An 18,509-nucleotide genomic window follows, 5' to 3' on the forward strand; every position below is an offset into this window, starting at 1 on the left:
GTCAGTACCTCTTCAGCTCGATGATGTGGACCGGCTCGTGGTCCGGTCCGAGGTGGACCATGGTCTCGCGCAGGAAGTCCCACCACTGGTCGGTGATGAGGTCGTGCGCGCGGAAGCCCTCGTCGGGGTGGAGCCCCATCGCGGGCATGTCGAAGACGACGCGGCTCCAGCGGGTGCTGTGCGGGTCGAGGTTGGCGATGACGATGACGACGTCCTCGTGCTCCGGTGCGCCGGTCGTCGGGTCGGCCGGGACGACGCGCCGCTTGCTGAACGCCATGATGTTCTCGTCGTCGACGTGGTGGAAGGTGATGTTGCGCAGCCAGTGCAGCGCCGGGTGGGCGCGCCGGATCTCGTTGAGCCGCCTGAGGTACCACGCGAGCGACTGCCCCTCCCGGGACCCGCCGGGCTCGTAGTCCTCCCAGTGCCGGTTCTTGTACTGGTACTTCTCGTTGTCGATCTGCTCCTCGGCGCCCGGGCGCGCGACGTGCTCCATGAGCTCGTAGCCGGCGTAGATGCCGTAGGTCGGGACGAGGGTGCCCGCGAGCGCCGCGCGCAGCTTCCACGCCGCGGGCCCGCCGAACTGCATGTAGGGAGTGAGGATGTCGTGCGTCGTCGGCCAGAAGCTCGGTCGCATGTAGTGCGCGGTCTCGGTGGCGAGCTCCTCGACGTACTCCTGCAGCTCGGGCTTGGTGTTGCGCCACGCGTAGTAGGTGTAGCTCTGCTGGAAGCCGACTTTGGCGAGGGTGCGCATCATCGCCGGCTTCGTGAACGCCTCGCTCAGCCAGATGATCTCCGGGTGGTCACGCGCGACGTCCTGGATGAGCCACTGCCAGAACTCGACCGGCTTCGTGTGCGGGTTGTCGACACGGAAGAGCGTGACGCCGTGGTCGATCCAGACCTGGACCATCCGGCGCATCTCGGCGTAGGCACCCGCGGGGTCGTTGTCGAAGTTGAGCGGGTAGATGTCCTGGTACTTCTTCGGCGGGTTCTCGGCGAAGGCAATGGTCCCGTCCGCACGCGTCGTGAACCACTCCGGGTGCTCCTTGACCCACGGGTGGTCGGGCGAGCACTGGAGCGCGATGTCCATGGCGACCTCGAGCCCGAGACGCCGCGCCTCCGCGACGAAGGCGTCGAAGTCGTCGAACGTGCCGAGGTCGGGGTGGATCGCGTCGTGCCCGCCGTCGGGGGAGCCGATGGCGTAGGGGCTGCCCGGGTCCTCGGGTCCGGCGTCGAGGGTGTTGTTGGGACCCTTCTTCGCCGCCTGGCCGATCGGGTGGATGGGCGTGAGGTAGATGACGTCGAAGCCCATGCCCGCCACCGCGGTGAGCCGCTTGGCCGCCGTGCGCAGCGTGCCCGAGCGCCACTCGTGCGTCGTGTCGTCGTAGACCGCGCCCTCGCTGCGGGGGAAGAACTCGTACCAGGCGCCGGTGAGCGCGAGCTCCCTCTCGACGAGGAGCGGGTATGCCGTGCTCGGGCTCACGAGGTCCCTCACCGGGGTGGTCGTCAGCTCCTCGTGCACCGGTCCGTGGGTCACGGCCGACAGCCGCGCCAGCGGGGGACGGCTGTCGTCGGTGAGGGCCGTGAGCCCGGTGAGGACGATGTCGCGGCCCGCGGGGCTGCGGCCCTCGGACTCGGCGGCCCGCTCGAGGAAGAGTGCGCCCTCCGCGAGCATGAGGTCGGTGTCGACGTCCGCCTGGACCTTGATGGTCGCGTCGTGCTCCCAGGTCCCGAACGGGTCGGACCATCCCTCGACGCGGAACGTCCACATGCCGGGACGATCCGCGGCGACCGTGGCCTCCCAGGCGTTGAGCCCGGGGTTGGTGCAGACCATCGGCGAGACGTGGTCGACGCCATCCGGGTCGGTGAGGACGACCGACGCGCCGACGGCGTCGTGGCCCTCGCGCAGGACGGTCGCGCTGACGAGGAACTGCTCTCCGACCACGCACTTCGTGGGTCGGGCCCCTCCGTCGACGAGGGGCTCGACGTCGAGGACGGGGATGCGGCCGATGGGGGACTGGGGAGGAGTGCTCAGCGGCGTTGCGGTCACGTGCCGACGCTATCGTCCTCGTGCCGTCGGGGACGAGTTGTGACCGCAGTCGGAAACAGTGGGCGGAAACGTTTCCGCCACGCCGGGGCGTGACCTTAGGATGCACCCTCGTGAAGGCCATCCGTCGCTTCAGCGTCCGCCCCGTCCTGCCCGCCCGCATCGCCCCGCTGGGCGACCTCGCGATGAACCTGCGCTGGAGCTGGCACCCCCCGCTGCGCGACCTCTTCGAGAGCATCGACCCCAAGCGGTGGGCCTCCGTCGGCGCCGACCCGGTGGCGATGCTCTCGGCGACGTCCGTCGAGGAGCTCGACGCCCTCGCCGCCGACGACGCCTTCGTCGCCCGCGTGGAGGAGGCGAAGCAGGGCCTCGACCGCTACCTCGGGGAGGACCGCTGGTACCAGCAGTGGTCCGCGGAGCAGGGTGACGCCGGTGCTCCGTCGTCGATCGCCTACTTCAGCCCGGAGTACGGCATCGCCGCCGCCCTGCCGCAGTACTCCGGTGGCCTCGGCATCCTCGCCGGCGACCACCTCAAGTCCGCCTCCGACATCGGCGTGCCGATCGTCGGGGTCGGCCTCTTCTACAAGACCGGCTACTTCCGCCAGAGCTTCAACCGCGACGGCTGGCAGCAGGAGGACTACCCCGTCCTCGACCCCGACGGCCTGCCCCTGTCGCTGCTCCGCGAGGAGGACGGCACGCCGTGCCACATTGTCCTCGGGCTTCCCGGTGGCCGTGAGATCCGCGCCCAGGTGTGGCGCGCGCAGGTCGGTCGCGTGCCGCTGCTCCTCCTCGACTCCGACGTCACCGGCAACGACGACGCCGCCCGCGCCGTGACCGAGCGCCTCTACGGCGGCGGCGGCGAGCAGCGCCTCCAGCAGGAGATGCTCCTCGGCATCGGCGGCGTCCGCGCCCTGCGCCTGTGGTCGCGCCTCACCGGCGCCCCGACGCCCGACGTCTACCACTCCAACGAGGGCCACGCGGGCTTCCTCGCCATCGAGCGGATCAGCGAGCTCGTCACGAGCGCCGGCCTCTCCTTCGACGAGGCGCTCGAGGCCGTCCGGGCCGCGACCGTCTTCACGACGCACACGCCGGTGCCCGCCGGCATCGACCGGTTCGAGCGCCGCCTCATCGAGATCTACTTCGGCGGCGACCTCGCCCCCGCCGGCGTGCCGCTCGACCGCCTCCTCGCGCTCGGCGCCGAGACCTACGAGGGCGGCGACGCCTCGGTCTTCAACATGGCCGTCCTCGGGCTCCGCATCGCCCAGCGCGCCAACGGCGTCTCGAAGCTCCACGGTGTCGTCAGCCGCGACATGTTCGACGGCCTCTGGCCGGGCTTCGACGCCGACGAGGTGCCGATCACGAGCATCACCAACGGCGTCCACGGCCCGACGTGGGTCGACCGCAAGGTCTACGAGCTCGCCGACCGGCACTCCGACGCGGTCGACATCGACACGACCGTGCTCGACAGCACGGACTCGTGGAAGGCGATGGCCGACCTCCCGCGCGACGAGGTCTGGGCGACCAAGCGACAGCTGCGCGAGCAGCTCGTCCGCGAGGCCCGGGCCCGGATGCGCGCGTCGTGGGTCAAGCGCGGCGCCTCCTCGGCCGAGCTCGGCTGGACCGACGAGATCCTCGACCCCGACATCCTCACGATCGGCTTCGCCCGCCGCGTGCCGACCTACAAGCGGCTCACGCTCATGCTGCGCGACCCCGCCCGCCTCAAGAAGCTGCTGCTCGACCCCGAGCGCCCGATCCAGATCGTCATCGCCGGCAAGTCGCACCCGGCGGACGAGACCGGCAAGCAGCTCATCCAGCAGATGATCAAGTTCACCGACGACCCCGAGGTCCGGCACCGCATCGCCTTCCTGCCGAACTACGACATCGCGATGGCCCAGCACCTCTACCCGGGCTGCGACGTCTGGCTCAACAACCCGCTGCGTCCCTTCGAGGCGTCGGGCACGTCGGGCATGAAGGCCGCCCTCAACGGCGCCCTCAACCTCTCGATCCTCGACGGCTGGTGGGACGAGTGGTTCGACGGCAACAACGGGTGGGCGATCCCGACCGCCGACGGTGTCGAGGACCCCGACCGCCGCGACGACATCGAGGCCAACGCGCTCTACGACCTCATCGAGAACCAGGTCGCGCCGCGCTTCTACGACGTCGACGAGAACGACCTCCCGCAGAACTGGCTCGCCATGGTGATGCACACGGTGTCGACCCTGGGCCCGAAGGTCCGCGCGAGCCGCATGGTGCGCGAGTACACCGAGCGTCTCTACGTCCCCGCGGCCCGCTCCGGATGGGCGATGCGCGATGGTGACTATGCCGGCGCGAAGGACCTCGCGGCATACGCCACGAAGGTCAAGGAGGCCTGGCCCAAGGTGAGCGTCGACCACGTCGAGTCGACCGGTCTCGGCGACAGCCCCGAGATCGGCGAGACCCTCCACGTCAACGCCTACGTCTCGCTCGACGGGCTCGACCCGGCCGACGTCGAGGTGCAGGTGGCGCACGGCCGCACGAACCACCGCGGCGACGAGCTGCACGACGTGACGACGCTGCCGCTGCACCACTCCGAGACCTACGAGCAGGGCCGCCACCAGTTCTCCGGCGACCTCGTGCTCAAGACGAGTGGCGCGTTCGGCTACACGGTGCGGGTCGTGCCCAAGCACGCCGGCCTCGCGACGCCCGCGAGCCTCGGCCTCGTCGCCACCGCCTGACGCCCCAGCTTTTGCTCCCCATGCGGGAACGTTGAGGGTCCGGAGGGAACATTTCCCTCCGGACCCTCAACCTTTCCTCCGTATGCCGGCCCCTCACCAGATGAAGCGGGGCAGCATCCAGAGGACGAAGCCGAGGACGACGGGCAGGGCCACGGCCGCGGAGCCGTGCTTCTGGACCGGCTCATGGCCGGTCCAGCCGACCGCCCGCCGCATCCGCAGCGCCACGACGACGAGCCCGGCACCCAGACCTCCGGCCAGCAGCCCGAGGCCGACCCGCTGCAGCGCGCCGTAGGTCCCGGTCCACGTCGTCGCGACCCGCTCGCCGGCAGCCTCGAGTCCGACGACGTCGCCGTCGGGCTGCGAGAGCATGACGCCGCGGGTCACCTCGGCGCCCCGCAGTCTCGCCGAGGCCCGGTCAGGCAGCGACACCTCCTCGGCACGTCCCGACGCCGGCTCGAGGTCCCAGTCGTCGCCCGCATCCCGCCGTGAGTAGTGGGGACCGTCGACCGTGACGTCGGTGCGCACGAGGCACATCCCGCTCGCCTCGCTCCCGCACGTCCGGCCCTCCGCGACGACGCCACCCCACCGGGCGGCGCCGACCGCGTTGAGAGCCGTGAACAGACCGACGACGAGGAACACGACGCCGAGTGGGAGCAGCACGAACGGCCGCGCGAAGACCTTGCCCATCGACGGCCCTGTCGTTCCGTCCCCGTCGATCGAGCCTCAGCCGAGCTCGTCGAGCGCCTTCTGCGACCCCGGGTGCAGCTCGACCGGCTCGGACTCCTTGGCCGTCGCCGGGTCGAGGTCCTTGGCCGCCGGGTGCACCTTCTCGAGGTCGGCCTTCTTGTCGAAGAGCAGCTTGGTCAGCGCGCAGGCGTTGTTCTCGGACATGTCCGAACGGACCAGCAGCACGTTGGGCACGACGACCGTCTTCGCGTCCGCCGGCGTCTTGTAGGTCGCCGCCGGGATGACGTCCTCGGCATAGACCGGGTTGACCTCCTTGAGCTTCGGCAGCAGGGGAGTGATGTCGATGAACTGGACCTGGTCGCCCATCGCCGTCATGAGGTCGGTGATACCGCCGGTCGGCAGGCCACCGGACCACACGAGCCCGTCGATGCTGCCGTCCTTCATGCCGTCGACGGTCTTGGTGAGGTCCAGCCGTTGCGCCTGCACGTCCTTGGCCGGGTCGAGCCCGGCAGCCTGGATGAGCCGGTTGGCGATGACCTCGGTGCCCGACTTCGGCGAGCCGGTCGAGATGCGCTTGCCCTTGAAGTCCTCGACCTTCGTGATGCCCGACTTCTTCGACACGACGACCTGCGTGTAGTTCGAGTAGATCCGCGCGAGAGCCTTGACGTCGGCCTTCTTGCCCTCGAACGCGCCCTTGCCGGTCACCGCGTCGGCCGCGGTGTCGGCGAGCGAGAACGCGATGTCGTACTTCTTGTCGACGAGCTGCTGGATGTTCTGCACCGATGCACCGGTCTCGGCCGCGGTCGCCTTGAGCTCGGTGTTGGCGCTGATGACCTGCGCGAGGCCACCGCCGAGCGCGTAGTAGACGCCCGTGCTGTTGCCCGTCGCGATGGTGATCTGGCCGGCGCTCGCCGTGCAGTCGTCTCCTCCAGATCCCCCGCTCGCCGCGGAGTCGCTGGTGCGGTCCTGCTTGCCACCGCAGCCGGCGAGGGCCAGTGCGGTGACCGCGGCCACCGCGACGACGGATGTGCGAACTCGGTTGCGACTCATGCCTTTTCCTCCAGTTTGGTGGTGCCTTCGTCAGCTGTGGGGGTATGCCGTGTGCTCGCCCTCGTGAACCACGCGAGGGCCACGGCGGCGGCGAGGAAGACGAGCCCGACGCCGATCGAGAACGGCTGCAGATAGAGCAGGAGCCCGGCGGCGGGGACGCAGAGGGCGCGGACGACGGGCTTGACCGGGCCGAAGAGCCAGCCGCCCGTGATGACCGCGAGCGCGGCGACGGCGAGCATCGACACCACCGTCGTCCAGACGATCGAGAGCGCGTCGCCCTGCATGAGCAGGTGCGAGCCGTTGTCGGTGATGACGAAGGCGAGCGGCGCGAGGAAGGCGGGCAGCGTGTACTTCCACGCGTTCCACATCGTCCGGATCGCGTCACCACCGGTGATCGCCGATGCGGCGACGGCCGCCAGAGCCGTCGGCGGTGAGACCTCGGAGAGGACGGCGTAGTAGAAGATGAACATCGCCGTCTCCGGCGCGCTCACCCCGAGCGTCTGCAGCGCCGGGCCGATGACGACCCACGCGATGATGAACGACGCCGTCACCGGCACCGCGAGCCCGAGCACGGCGATCGCCACGGCCGCGAAGACCGCGGTGAGGACGAGCACCCCGGTCTCGTTGCTCGTGAGCGCCTGCGCCGCGGACACGAGCATCGACGCGAGCGACTGGCCGATGCCGGTCTTGACGATGACCGAGGTGATGATGCCCGCCGCGGCGCACACCGAGGCGACGGGCAGGACCGAACGCACACCCATGGCGAGACCGCGATAGAGGTCCACGGCATACGCGCGCAGTGCCTGGGGGAGCGGGAGTCGCGACGCGTCGGGGTCGAGCGGATCGCGGCCCGAGACGAGGCGCTCGACGAGGCCGAAGAGGGCGGCGACACCGGTCGCGTAGACGACCGCCTTGAAGGGCGGGATGCCGAGCGCGAGGAAGCCGACGATGACGAAGAGCGAGAGGAAGTGGTAGCCGAAGCGCATGAGGAGCTGGAGCGCGCTGCGGGTCGCGACGTGCACCTCGCGGGCGCCGAAGCGGCGGGCGTCCATCTCGACGGCGAGGATGATGCCGAGGTAGTAGAGCAGCGTCGGGATCGTCGCCCAGAGCAGCACCTGGAGGTAGTTGACGCCGAGGTACTCCGCGATGATGAACGCCGCGGCGCCCAGGGTCGGGGGCGAGAGGATCGCGCCGATGCCGGCCGCGGCGAGCATGCCGCCGGCGGCTTCACGGGGGTAGCCCGCTCGTTTGAGGATCGGCCACGAGACCGAGCCGAGGCTCACGGCGGTCGCGGTGCCGGAGCCGCTCACGGTGCCGAGGAGGAAGCCGCTCAGCGCCACGGTGCGACCGGGCGCACTCGAGCTCTTGCGGAACGCCGCGAACGAGATGTCGATGAAGAAGCGGCTCGCACCGGTCGCCTCGAGCACCGCGCCATAGATCGTGAAGAGGACGATGTAGGTCGCGGCGACGTCGAGCGGGATGCCGAAGAAGCCGGACGCGTCGTTGTAGAGGCCGTTGATGATGTCGCCGAAGTTCATGCCCGCGTGGCTGATCGACCACGACACGGGCAGGAAGCCGCCGTAGTAGGCGAACGCGAGGAAGACCGCGCAGACGATGGGCAGGACGAGCCCGGTCGTGCGGCGGGTCGCCTCGATGACGAGGAGCAGCAGCAGCGTGCCCATCGCGACGTCGACGGCGCCGAGCGAGCCCTGCCGGTCGAGGAAGGCGTTGAACCCGCCGCCACCGTCGCCGATCGTCACCGGGAGGACGGGGTAGAGGCAGACGAGCAGGGCGAGGGCGGCGAGGGCCCAGTCGAGGATGCCGGGGTCGTCGCTGCCGGGCGCCGGTCGCGCCGGTCGCGCCGGTCGCTCCGGTTGCGCCGTGGTCGCCTCGGTGTCGTCGCGTATGCCGTCCCGCTCGGTCTCGCTCGCGCGTGCGCGTCGACGGGTGGCGCGGTAGCAGACGAAGACGAGGGGGAGGACCGCGGCGAGGAAGAGGATGAGGTAGTACTGCCCGCCCTGCCGCAGCGGCGAGAACACCTGGTAGAGCACGAACATCGACACGAGGAAGCAGACGGCGGTGAGGACCTCGTCGAGCCGGGGGGACAGGCGGCGGCCGGGGCGCTCCTCGTCGTACTCGCCGATGAGCCCCTCGACGTCGGTCGTCGACTCCTCGCGGACCTCGCGCAGGCTCGTCGACGTCGTGGCGGACGAGTCGCCGGCGGAGCGGGCGTCAGCGGAGCCGGCGGGTGCGTCGGCAGGGTCCGGAGGCACCGTCCGCTCGACGTCGTCGCCGGACCGCGTGACCTCCGTTGGTCGACCCATGGCACCCCAACCTAGTCAGAGGATGGGCCGTTCGGGCCGGTGGCGGGTCGCCCATCTGGCGACGGACGAACGGGGCCGAAGGCCTCTGTTCCGGTCGGCGCCACCGGCCCACGCTGGACGCAGGCATCGAGGAGGTGCGCGATGGACTGGGACCTGGGCCTGCGTGGTCTCGGCACGCTCGTCGCCCTGTCGCTGGCGTTCGGCGCGGTTGCCGGGCTGCTCGTCGGTAACGGCGTCGCCCATCGCCTGGACGCCATGGCCGTCACGGCGCTCGCGTGCACCGCCGTCGGGATCGTCGTCAGCGAGGTCGTCCTCGGGTCGAGCGGGGAGGCCCAGCCGGTCGACAGGCTGGCGCGCAGCGGTGTGCTGGTGGCCGGCGCCGTCACGACGGTCGTCGTCGTGCTCGTGATGCGTCGCATGTCCCACCGGGGGGCGCCGAGGGCGCGGGGCCGGACAGCCGGAGGTCGGCGGGCATAAGGGCGGTGGCCGCGCGGCGGGGAGGTCGGCGTGCCGCCGCTCGAGTGGCTGGGTCCCGCGTGGCTGGTTAGCCTGTGGTCTGGGTTCGACCGAGGGGCTGTGGACAACGCCACGGCGCTAAGGCCGAATCCTGCTTGCATGGCCGGGTCGGTGGGACCGACGGGTCAGGGTCGGAGGTCGCGCGTGAGCCGGGAAGGCGAGCGCGCGCAGCACTGGGGAAGGGGGCGCGTCGTGGACGCCGTGCGCACCGTGGAGGCCGAGGTTCGTGAGCTCGTCCGTCGCTCCGGGGTCGACCCCGCCCGCGACCCGAAGGCCGTGCAGCGGCTCGTACGCGACGCCGTCGCCGACTACGACCAGCGCTCGATGCACGGCGGCATGCCCGTCCTCAGTGACGTCACGCAGGCGGAGAAGTCGGTGTGGGACACCGTCGCCGGGTTCGGACCGCTGCAGCAGTACTTCGACGACCCGACGGTCGAGGAGATCTGGATCAAAGATCGAGTGCCAGCCGGCTTTTCTCGCTCCGCAGGATCGACCCAGCGCGCAGGCACAGGCTGCGTCTTCTCTGACAAGGAACGAGGCGACGTCCCGGGTGGAGTACTCGTCTGCCTAATGGCTGCGGGTCTATTTGCGGTCGCCATGACGATGGCAGAGAACCAGATCGATTCAGTCTTAGCGTGGGCAGCTCGATTGATTCCTTGGTGATGCGCTGACTGCTGGATCGCCGGTATACCTTGCACAACCACCAGGCAATGATCGACTACCCGTCGGGAGCAACAGGGCATCGTCCAACACGCGATTAGGCCGTCAACCACGCAAACGGCTTGTCGTGACCTGATGTGTGCTGCGAAACGCTCAAACCCAAGAGGCCGATCCGCCCAGTCCGTTGGGTGAGGCAGCAAGGCGTTCACCCGAACGAGAATCGAGACAGGTTCACCCGCCTCGCACGACCACCTGATAGATAGCCTGTCGCGATGGTTGCGACACACCCGTGGGCTCTTGAGCGGTTGGAGGGCGTCAGCACCGCCGCCATAGCCCGTCGAGAAGGCGTCTGCCATCAATGGGTCTCTCGCGTGACCAAACCGTATGGCCCGTTTCCCCGCGCTGGTACTCCCTCTCGGGAGACCGTAGCTGTCTGGGTGCGAGAGCGATGGGCTGGCAAGTCGGCTGCTCAAGTGGCTCGGGAGCACGGCGTCAGCGTCGAGCGGGTGCAGCGCGCAACACGAGAACATGGCCCTTTCACAAACAAGTTCCAGATCGACAAGCACGTCACGATCACTCAAATCAGCGATCGACTACGCGTGCCAGTACCCACGCTCTGCAAGTGGGTATCGACGGGATTCCTTATCGCTCCTCAGGTGTCCTCGAAGCGGCGGCTCTGGACGGTGGAGAACTTCGAGGACTGGCTCGAGCGAGCCGCACTTGAGACCTGTCCCCTGTGTGGAGCCATGACCCGAGACCAAGCGCGGCACGCAGGAGCCGTGCACCGGTGACAGATCTCTCATCATCTCTAAGCCGGGGGCCTGGGTTGGCGTACACCGTCCCTGCAACGACATAACGCGCAGGCGCAGAGGCATGGATCAATGACCGCTTACGGCGGGTTGTGAAGGTAGCTTTCCGCGGCTTCAGATTGCCAAGGCGTTCAGCCGGGATCAACTGGCGCAGCGCGAACGCGGCGATGTCGCCTATCTATCACGAGCCCCTGACCCGTTACACCGTTGTTGAAGCCCACCGCGGCTCGGTATTCCGGCCACGACATCACGCGTCAGCGGTGTCAGGGCGTGGGCCATGGGTCCGCGCAACTAACGGTTGAACCTGAATCAGGAAGATGTGTCCATCATCGTCGCGAACAGTCGCGCTGATCGACGGCTGATGACACCGACTGATGGCTCCCGTGTACGCCTCGCTCTCGTCAAAGGCCTTGTCGGCTGCCTTCTGCGGCGATCTCGGCTCGGCGGGCAAGGCCGAGCGTCTGCATAACTTGGGCGACGTGAGTCTCGACGATGCGCGGCGACAGGTAGAGGCGTTGGGCGATTTCCGATTGGTGTTGCCGCCCACGAGAAGTCGAACCAGTCCATCTCGGCATCAGTGTTGCTCCCCCATCCGCTCTTGGGCCGAGGTAGTGCCCTACACGGCCGGCGGGCACAGCGGTCGCCACGGTGTCCTCGCGAGCAGGGTCGCGGATGGCCCGCAACGTTTCGTCTTGGTCCCCGAGCCAGGACAGGTGGTCCGAGCCAGCGCGCTCCAACAGCTCAGCGCCAAGGATCTGGTCGGCCATCTCGCGACCGCACTCCACCGGTATCTCCATGTTCTGAGTTGAGTGAATGAGAAGGTGGGAACTCGGATATCGGCCAAGGTGTCGTGGGCGTCGACGTCGAGGTGGAGCCTCAGCGAGGCGGCAACGGCCCCCGGAGAATAGACCAGCCGCTGGTCCCCGAGACGGCGACGATTCTGCTCACCGCCGCGAGGTGCGCGACCTCGTCGAGCGGATGCCCAAGTCGTCCGGCCGACGCCCGCCTCGCCTCGGACCTCCAGCAGTCCTCGGCGGCCATGGTTCTCAACCCTCTAGCCGGTAAGGCCTACCTCGATGCACCGCTCGACGTACAGCGGGCGGTGCTCCGCTCGGCGATGAAAAGGTGACCGTCCTGCCAGCCCGAAGCGCGGCAGAACATCGACTGACGAGCAGCTGCTGATCGTGGGCACGGGCGCATGATGAGTCCGCGTCAAGCCGCTGTCAGGCCTCGCAGCTAGGGTCAGGCTGTGCCCGACTCTGACTGGACCAACTACGGAGAGATCTTCACGCGCCGATGGGTAGTGGACACCATCTTGGACGCTGTCGGTTACTCGTCCGAGGCCGACTTGACGACCCTTCGGCTGTGCGAGCCGTCTTGTGGTTCAGGTGCCTTTCTGGGCCCGATCGTCGAGCGGCTGATCGCGAGCGCGAAGCGTCATGGTGTTCCGCTAGACGTGCTGGCCGGTGCGATTCGTGCCTACGACTTGCAGCCCGAGCACGTCGATGTGTCTCGACGGAAGTGCGTCGATCTGTTGCTCGCGGCTGGGGTCGATTCATTAGTTGCTGTGAAGCTGTCGGAGCAGTGGGTCAAGGTCGCTGACTTCTTGATTGACCCGGTTGATGAAGAGCCGGTCGACGTTGTGGTCGGGAACCCGCCGTACATCCGGTACGACGACCTTCCCTCGGCGGTGGCGACGGCCTATCGGCTCGGCTGGCCGACAATGCGTGGTCGAGGCGACATCTACGTTGGCTTCTACGAGCGCTCGCTGCTCATGCTCAAGCAGGGTGGCCGGGTCGGTTTCATCTGCGCCGACAGGTGGATGCGTAACCAGTACGGCGCACCGCTGCGGGCATTCGTCTCTGATGGCTTTGCGGTTGAGCAGGTGTGGACGATGCACGACGTGGACGCGTTCGAGGCCCAGGTCTCCGCCTACCCCGCAATCACTGTCATGAGCCGACGCCCTCAGGGTTCTGTCGTTGTTGCCGACACTACGTCCGCCTTCGGGGCGTCGAGTGCAGTAACGCTGCTTGAGTGGGCACAGAACGCGGAAGGATCCAGCGGCTTTTCCGACGTAGGCGTAGCGGCTCACAGAGTGCCGCATTGGTTTGAAGGGTCGGAACTGTGGCCGACGGGCTCGCCGGCCCGACTGGCCTTGATCGAGCTGCTGAATGACAATTTCGAGCCGCTTCACAACCCGAACACGGGCACCAAGGTCTCGATCGGCGTTGCCTCCGGCGCAGACAAGGTGTACGTCACGAAGAACCCAAACGTGGCCGAGCCCGACCGGATGTTGCCACTAGCGATGCGGCGTGACCTCATGCGAGGCGAATTCGAGTGGCAGGGCAACTACCTCGTCAACCCTTGGGACTCCGATGGCCAATTGGTCGACCTTGCGGACTATCCCCGCATGGCGGCGTACCTCAGCGAGCATCCCGGCTTGAAAGACCGGCACGTCGCCAAGAAGGCCCCCGCTTCATGGCATCGCACGATCGACAAGGTGACGCCCGGCCTCACTGAGAAGCCCAAGTTGCTCCTGCAGGACATGAAGGCGCACATCCACCCGGTGCTCGAACCGGGTGGCCACTATCCGCACCACAATCTGTACTACGTCACCTCGGACTCTTGGGATATGGAGGTTCTGGGCGGACTGCTGTTGTCGCGGATTGCGCAGGCATTCATCGAGGCCTACTGCGTCCGAATGCGTGGCGGCACGCTGCGCTTCCAGTCGCAATACTTGAAGAAGATCCGAGTGCCCGATCCGGGCTCTGTGAGCGAAGCAACTGCCGAGGCGCTTCGAACGGCTTTCCGCCAACGTGACGTTTCTGCTGCGACGCTCGCCGCTGCGCAGGCATACTCCATCGACCCTGCGCACTACGAGCTAATGGAGACACCCGTTGCTACAACCTGACGAGATCGAGCCGCTACTCATCAATTTCTGGGCGAGGCGAGGCGAGTCCGCGCAGCGTCTTGCGGCCGCAGGGCGCTCCAACACCGGTGCTCAAGCGCGAGATGCCCTTCACATGCAGAGCATGGCTACATTCGTGCGCCAAATGTTCATCGACGCGGGGCTCGACTCGAGCGACGTGGTGCTCGATCGCGCCGTTCCAGGCTTCTACCGACGCTCCAAGGAGTGGGACGTGGTGGCGATGCGTAAGGGCCACCTCGTGGGCGTCGTCGAGCTGAAGTCGCAGGAGTCGAGTCCGGGCAACAACGCGAACAACCGACTTGAGGAAGCGGTCGGGAGCGCGGTCGATGCACACACGGTGCAGGACTACTCAGGCGTGTATGGCGATCTGGGTGTGTGGGCCGCCTGGTGCATGACCTTCAACGCCAACTGTGAGACCGGCGCCCCCGTGGGTTACAAGTTCAACCGCGCACCGCTGTTTTCAGTCGACCCGGAGTTCGAGCCGATGACCTACGCGTCCCAATACGAGATTGCGGTCCAACGATTTATCGCCACCAACGTCTACAACGCGGCATGGATGCTTACTACCTGGATCAACGCGGACAGTTCCATCGGCTACTACGAGCCGGTGCCGACCGCGACGGCGGCAACACTCCGCACCCAGATAGAGGCACGCGTCCAGTTCGCCCTGCAAGTCCTTGGATAGGTTTGGCTTTCTAAGCTCCTCGCATTGTATTGGTGGACCCCAGGCCCAGCCGACTCCCCAAAGTCCTGAGAATCGAATCGCGGACGTGTGTGGAGGCCCGACCTGAGTCGATCCAAGCCTACTCGTCCACGATCGGGGCGATGGTCCTCCTCTCCGGCGCTGTCCTCACCGGCGCCCCGCCTGCAATTCCGCCCCTGAGTCGGTAGAGCTGAGAAGCCACGCAGCGGTTCCTCTACCTAACGGCATTGACGTCGATGCTGGGCACGCCAACGATGCTCATCGATGAGTGAGCTCAGAGCCGTGCAAGTATGTCGCGCAGCAGGTCGCGTGCCTCTTGTGTGAACGCTTGGCGGTTGGTCCGCCTCCATTCAGAATCCGCGCTATGCACTCGCTTTAACTCAGGAAGCAACTCAAATGCCGTGTCCTGCAGCAGCTTCAGGCCTTCCTCCTCATGCGTCATCTCCTCGTCCAACGCAAGGTCATATTCGCTCTGTCCCCGATATATTGAAAACTGACCGCTTGCCGTGACCTCCAGCGAGGCGCGCAAAGAGAGCGCTTCGGACCAAACAACAAATTTGGCAGGGCCAAATCGGTTAAGAGTGCCAGCTAGAAGCGCGAGCAACTCCGGCCGGTCCATCTCCACGCCTCGCGACATGTTGGTAGGTCGATAGGCCATATCCTGATTGGACATCGACCGGACGTTGACGACTTCTAGGTCGTCGTTCAGTTGCGGGTCATGGGTGGCGCGATACAGAATCCACCGGAAAAAGTCGTCGTCTCCGAATTCTAAGTCGTTTGAGTCACGCATCACTGCGGCCGAGTCGTCCACGCTCTGTAGTAGGTCTTCCACTGCAGGAATGACGTGGGCTCGAAGGCGCGTGTCATTTCTCTCGCCTAGCAAACCCAGCACTTCGCCATCCTCAACGCCCTCGGCGAATGTGATGTCCGCGGCTCTAAGCCGGGCAGTGACTCGGCTGTCCGCCTCTACGCCGAACACGCGTTCCAGTGTTCGGTCAGGCTCGTCCCAGTAGAGCCGTGCGCGCACCTGGTCGGGGTAGTCCTCCGACTCAAGAACTGGCTCTGGGCGGCCACCGGTGGGACGGTTGCGGAGTACCTGCCCGATAAGTTGGTCGGTGTCGTCCCTGACCGAACCCCATCCGCGGGTGCCTGGTTCCCCGGTGTAGCGGGCGTCCCTTAAGGCGGCCGCGATGTCCTCTAAAGGTGCGCTCGTCAGTATTCGGACTGGCGTTACCGAGATCTGTCCAGATGTCGTCGTCGGCATGCGTCCCCCATGTCTAGCTCAGCTCGACGGCCTTCACCGAGGCGTCAAGGTGTACCAGACGCGCGAGCGCGCGTCCTCTTCTACTAGAAGATCGCAGCGCATATTTTACCTTGCAGCGGACGGGGAGGCCCTTGCTCACCGGTTCCCACTCGACGCGCGTAAGCGCCACCGTCCCGACCTGGTCAAGGTCAGGCAAGTTGTGTTCAAAGCCTGCTGTCGCCATCTGGAACGTGATGTTCGTCGGCGACATGTCCTCGCTGAGGTGAAACACCCCATCAGGTATCACCCGGATGTAGAGCCACACCTGCTCCTTGGACAGGCGACGCATCAGGATCCAAGAAAGCAAGGACCGGTCAGGGGCTTGAACCTCGTGTGTGATGAGACGTCGCTTTCGAGAGTCGCTAGAGCGAATGGAGAACACACGGTCCTCAACGACGACTTTGTCACTCTTCCACACCAGCTTCAGAGAAGGAATCTTCCAAATTCTCGTGCTTGCGAGCCCCGAGAGGGCTAATGCCACAACGACTGCGAACGCTTGTGCGGCTAGGAACGGAGGAGTCCACCCGAATTCCTCTTTGATCCACAAGACCGCAAGGTAGCTTAATAAGGCGGTGGCAGTGCGCAGCAGCCCGTCGATCGGGCCGAACCATGATTTCACCTGTCAGGATCCGGTCCCGTAGCCGAGAGCCCGCTCAAGATCCTCGCGGAAACGTTTGAACGACTCATCTCGCCGGTATCGAATCTCTCCATCCCGGTTTACTTGCAGTTCCTCCGCAGAGTGCGGTATCCGGGCCGTTATGCTAACCACCACAGCATCATTTTCGAGAATGACCAAATCAGCCGATTCTAAGGAACCGTGCAATTTCACGATGTTCTTCAGTGACGCTTCGAGTCCTTCTTCCAGCTCCGACGGCAGAGGCTCAAAGTTTGAATCTCGAAGGTCCAGTTCAGAGATGCGGTACCCATGTTGAGCCAACTCGTGTGCCAACTCAAGTAGCCCCCGGGTTCCGAGGATCTTCGGCCGAGTGCCATTTTCCTTATCCTCGTAGTCCCACGGCCGGGCATCGACCCTCTGGTCGACCGCGTCAAGAAGCTCCGCGCCGGACGGGCCGGGCTGCACGACGAGCTGCTTTGTCGACACGTACGGCATCATGCCACCGCCCACCGACGGGTGATGGCATACGGAGTTCTTGGGCGCCATGCTGGGTGCATCGAGGGCTGGTCGCGGAAGCGCGAGGCCCCAGCGCAGAGGGCCACCAGCACCGACACTGGGTCAGCGCTCGTGGCATCGGCGTCGTCGGTCATCGTGCATCCCTTCTGGCTTGGTGGAGAAACTTGGGGGAGATATCGCGCCTAACCCGGAGGTGTAGGCCGCGCGGCAAGGGGAGGGGCTCCCCGCCAGGCCCTCGGCGGCAGCCTCCCGGCAATGGGTTAACCCCCGGGGAACTTTTTCTTCGGCCGGGGAATGGTGTGGGTGGGTGCCCCATGGCTGGCGGTGAGGCGCTGCTGGGTAGGGCCAGCTGACGCCTACCGGCAAAGTAGGTGAGGTTCAGCTACCCAACGACGGGGGCGCGGATCTCGTGTCCGGCGCGGAGTGACCTCTGGCTGTCGACGACGGTCGCCCGTTCGGTCTGTGCCTTGCGGATGGTGCCTACCGTTGCTCGGTTTTCGCCGAGGTTGGGCCGGTGAAGGGTGATGCCGGCGCGGAGCCCGTTTCAGGCCAGGAGTTAACGGACGTGGGCTCGCTCGACATCGCCTGTTCCGCGTCGCCACGCCTCACCACTGGCGTCCGCGGCATACCGAGGTGGTGTCGGTGAGGCGGTCCCGCTGAGCAACGCGACCGTCCAGCAGACCGCGGCCGACTACGTGTCGCGCCGACCCCCGGCCCGAGACACTGACCGAGTGGGGTCTCGGCAGCAGCACCGGCACCCCCGACGGGACGAGCGCCGTCGTCAGCTTGTCCGGGGTCGCCGACGTGCCGTTCGTCGGCTGGCTCCTCGGTGACGGCGTGACGATCACCGTCACCTCACGCGCCCGCGCCGACCTCGTCCGGTAGCCGCGCGCATCCACGCCACGCCGTCCCACCTTCGCGAAGGCCGAGGTTGCGGTGTTTCGGCGGGAGACGCAGCGACAATGACCCCGTGGACACCGCGCGGTCGGCCCGCTCCTGGCACCTTCTCACTGCCGTCGTGGCCTGGGTGGCCCTGCTGCTGCAGCTCGTCCTCGTCGTGCGGGGCAGCGTCGTGCTCGACGACGCGGCGCCGCCGGGACTGAGCACGCGGCTCATCCGCTACATCTCCTACTTCACGATCCTCACCAACTTGCTCGTCGCCGTGACGACGACGACGCTCGCGCTGGCGCAGGACCGCTACCCGACGTGGTGGAAGGTGCTCCGGCTCAACGCGATCGTGGGCATCACCGTGACCGGGCTCGTCCACTGGTTCCTCCTGCGGCCGCTGCTCGACCTCGACGGCGCCGACTGGCTCGCCGACAAGCTGCTCCACGTCGTCGTGCCGCTGCTCGCCTTCGTCGGCTGGGCCGCCTTCGGGCCGCGTGGCAAGGCGGAGCGCCGGCTGCTCCTCGCCTCGCTCGCCTACCCGGTCGGATGGCTCGCCTACACATTGGTGAGGGGAGCGGTGACCGGCTGGTACCCCTACCCGTTCCTCGACGTCGGGCTGCACGGCTACGCCGGCGCACTGGCCGCCTGTGCCGGGGTCGCCGTCCTCTTCGTCGCGCTGACGTGGGGGTTCATCGCGGCCGACCGGCGACTCCCAGAAGGGCGACGCTGACCCGAAACTGACCCGAACGG

General features: G+C 67.0%; 14 protein-coding genes. 7 read left to right on the plus strand and 7 right to left on the minus strand.

Features of this window, described 5'->3' with window-relative positions; all coding sequences use genetic code 11:
* Window position 1: 1 nt before the first annotated feature.
* Window positions 2-2,047, minus strand: coding sequence for an alpha-1,4-glucan--maltose-1-phosphate maltosyltransferase (locus tag N798_RS16155; protein WP_035950590.1), 2,046 nt, complete (start codon window positions 2,045-2,047; stop codon window positions 2-4).
* Window positions 2,048-2,157: 110 nt separating this feature from the next.
* Between N798_RS16155 and glgP the strand changes: the two genes are divergently transcribed.
* Entirely contained in the window at window positions 2,158-4,758 is a 2,601-nt protein-coding gene (gene glgP, locus N798_RS16160) for an alpha-glucan family phosphorylase (RefSeq protein ID WP_035950593.1), read from the plus strand.
* Between the two features lie 93 nt (window positions 4,759-4,851).
* On the opposite strand, the gene N798_RS16165 is transcribed toward glgP, so the two are convergent.
* Genes N798_RS16165 through N798_RS16175 form a run of 3 tightly spaced genes read right to left on the minus strand, consistent with a single transcriptional unit; the run spans window position 4,852 to window position 8,819 of the window.
* Window positions 4,852-5,445: a hypothetical protein gene (locus N798_RS16165; RefSeq protein WP_035950594.1), complete on the minus strand. Its 594-nt coding sequence runs from the start codon at window positions 5,443-5,445 to the stop codon at window positions 4,852-4,854.
* Between the two features lie 36 nt (window positions 5,446-5,481).
* A complete protein-coding gene (locus N798_RS16170) occupies window positions 5,482-6,495 on the minus strand; it encodes a TAXI family TRAP transporter solute-binding subunit (RefSeq protein WP_035950597.1) in 1,014 nt (337 codons plus the stop codon).
* Window positions 6,492-8,819, minus strand: coding sequence for a TRAP transporter permease (locus N798_RS16175; protein WP_084100910.1), 2,328 nt, complete (start codon window positions 8,817-8,819; stop codon window positions 6,492-6,494). The genes N798_RS16170 and N798_RS16175 overlap by 4 nt, the downstream gene beginning before the upstream one ends.
* Before the next feature lie 141 nt (window positions 8,820-8,960).
* Between N798_RS16175 and N798_RS17620 the strand changes: the two genes are divergently transcribed.
* From N798_RS17620 to N798_RS16205, 5 genes are all read left to right on the plus strand, one after another.
* Window positions 8,961-9,296, plus strand: coding sequence for a hypothetical protein (locus N798_RS17620; RefSeq protein ID WP_052117463.1), 336 nt, complete (start codon window positions 8,961-8,963; stop codon window positions 9,294-9,296).
* A 231-nt stretch (window positions 9,297-9,527) separates the two neighbouring features.
* Entirely contained in the window at window positions 9,528-9,998 is a 471-nt protein-coding gene (locus tag N798_RS18940; protein ID WP_188450356.1) for a hypothetical protein, read from the plus strand.
* 1,656 nt (window positions 9,999-11,654) lie between these two features.
* A complete protein-coding gene (locus N798_RS16195; RefSeq protein ID WP_035950606.1) occupies window positions 11,655-11,933 on the plus strand; it encodes a hypothetical protein in 279 nt (92 codons plus the stop codon).
* Between the two features lie 120 nt (window positions 11,934-12,053).
* On the plus strand, window positions 12,054-13,715 hold the full coding sequence (locus tag N798_RS16200; protein WP_035950609.1) for an Eco57I restriction-modification methylase domain-containing protein: 1,662 nt from the start codon (window positions 12,054-12,056) through the stop codon (window positions 13,713-13,715).
* Window positions 13,702-14,418, plus strand: coding sequence for a PaeR7I family type II restriction endonuclease (locus tag N798_RS16205; RefSeq protein ID WP_035950612.1), 717 nt, complete (start codon window positions 13,702-13,704; stop codon window positions 14,416-14,418). Before N798_RS16200 ends, N798_RS16205 begins: the two co-directional genes overlap by 14 nt.
* Before the next feature lie 292 nt (window positions 14,419-14,710).
* Here N798_RS16205 and N798_RS18245 read toward each other — a convergent pair whose 3' ends face one another.
* Genes N798_RS18245 through N798_RS18255 form a run of 3 tightly spaced genes read right to left on the minus strand, consistent with a single transcriptional unit; the run spans window position 14,711 to window position 16,901 of the window.
* Complete coding sequence (locus N798_RS18245; protein ID WP_156971780.1) at window positions 14,711-15,700, minus strand: hypothetical protein; 990 nt, start codon at window positions 15,698-15,700, stop codon at window positions 14,711-14,713.
* Window positions 15,701-15,713: 13 nt separating this feature from the next.
* The gene (locus N798_RS18250) at window positions 15,714-16,358 is read right to left on the minus strand and encodes a hypothetical protein (RefSeq protein ID WP_156971781.1); all 645 of its coding nucleotides are present in this window, start codon (window positions 16,356-16,358) and stop codon (window positions 15,714-15,716) included.
* 3 nt (window positions 16,359-16,361) lie between these two features.
* Complete coding sequence (locus N798_RS18255) at window positions 16,362-16,901, minus strand: hypothetical protein (RefSeq protein ID WP_156971782.1); 540 nt, start codon at window positions 16,899-16,901, stop codon at window positions 16,362-16,364.
* A 940-nt stretch (window positions 16,902-17,841) separates the two neighbouring features.
* Between N798_RS18255 and N798_RS16220 the strand changes: the two genes are divergently transcribed.
* Window positions 17,842-18,489, plus strand: coding sequence for a Pr6Pr family membrane protein (locus tag N798_RS16220; protein WP_035950621.1), 648 nt, complete (start codon window positions 17,842-17,844; stop codon window positions 18,487-18,489).
* The last annotated feature ends 20 nt before the right edge of the window (window positions 18,490-18,509 follow it).

The organism is Knoellia flava TL1 (genome assembly GCF_000768675.1).
GTDB classification, from domain to species: Bacteria; Actinomycetota; Actinomycetes; order Actinomycetales; family Dermatophilaceae; genus Knoellia; species Knoellia flava.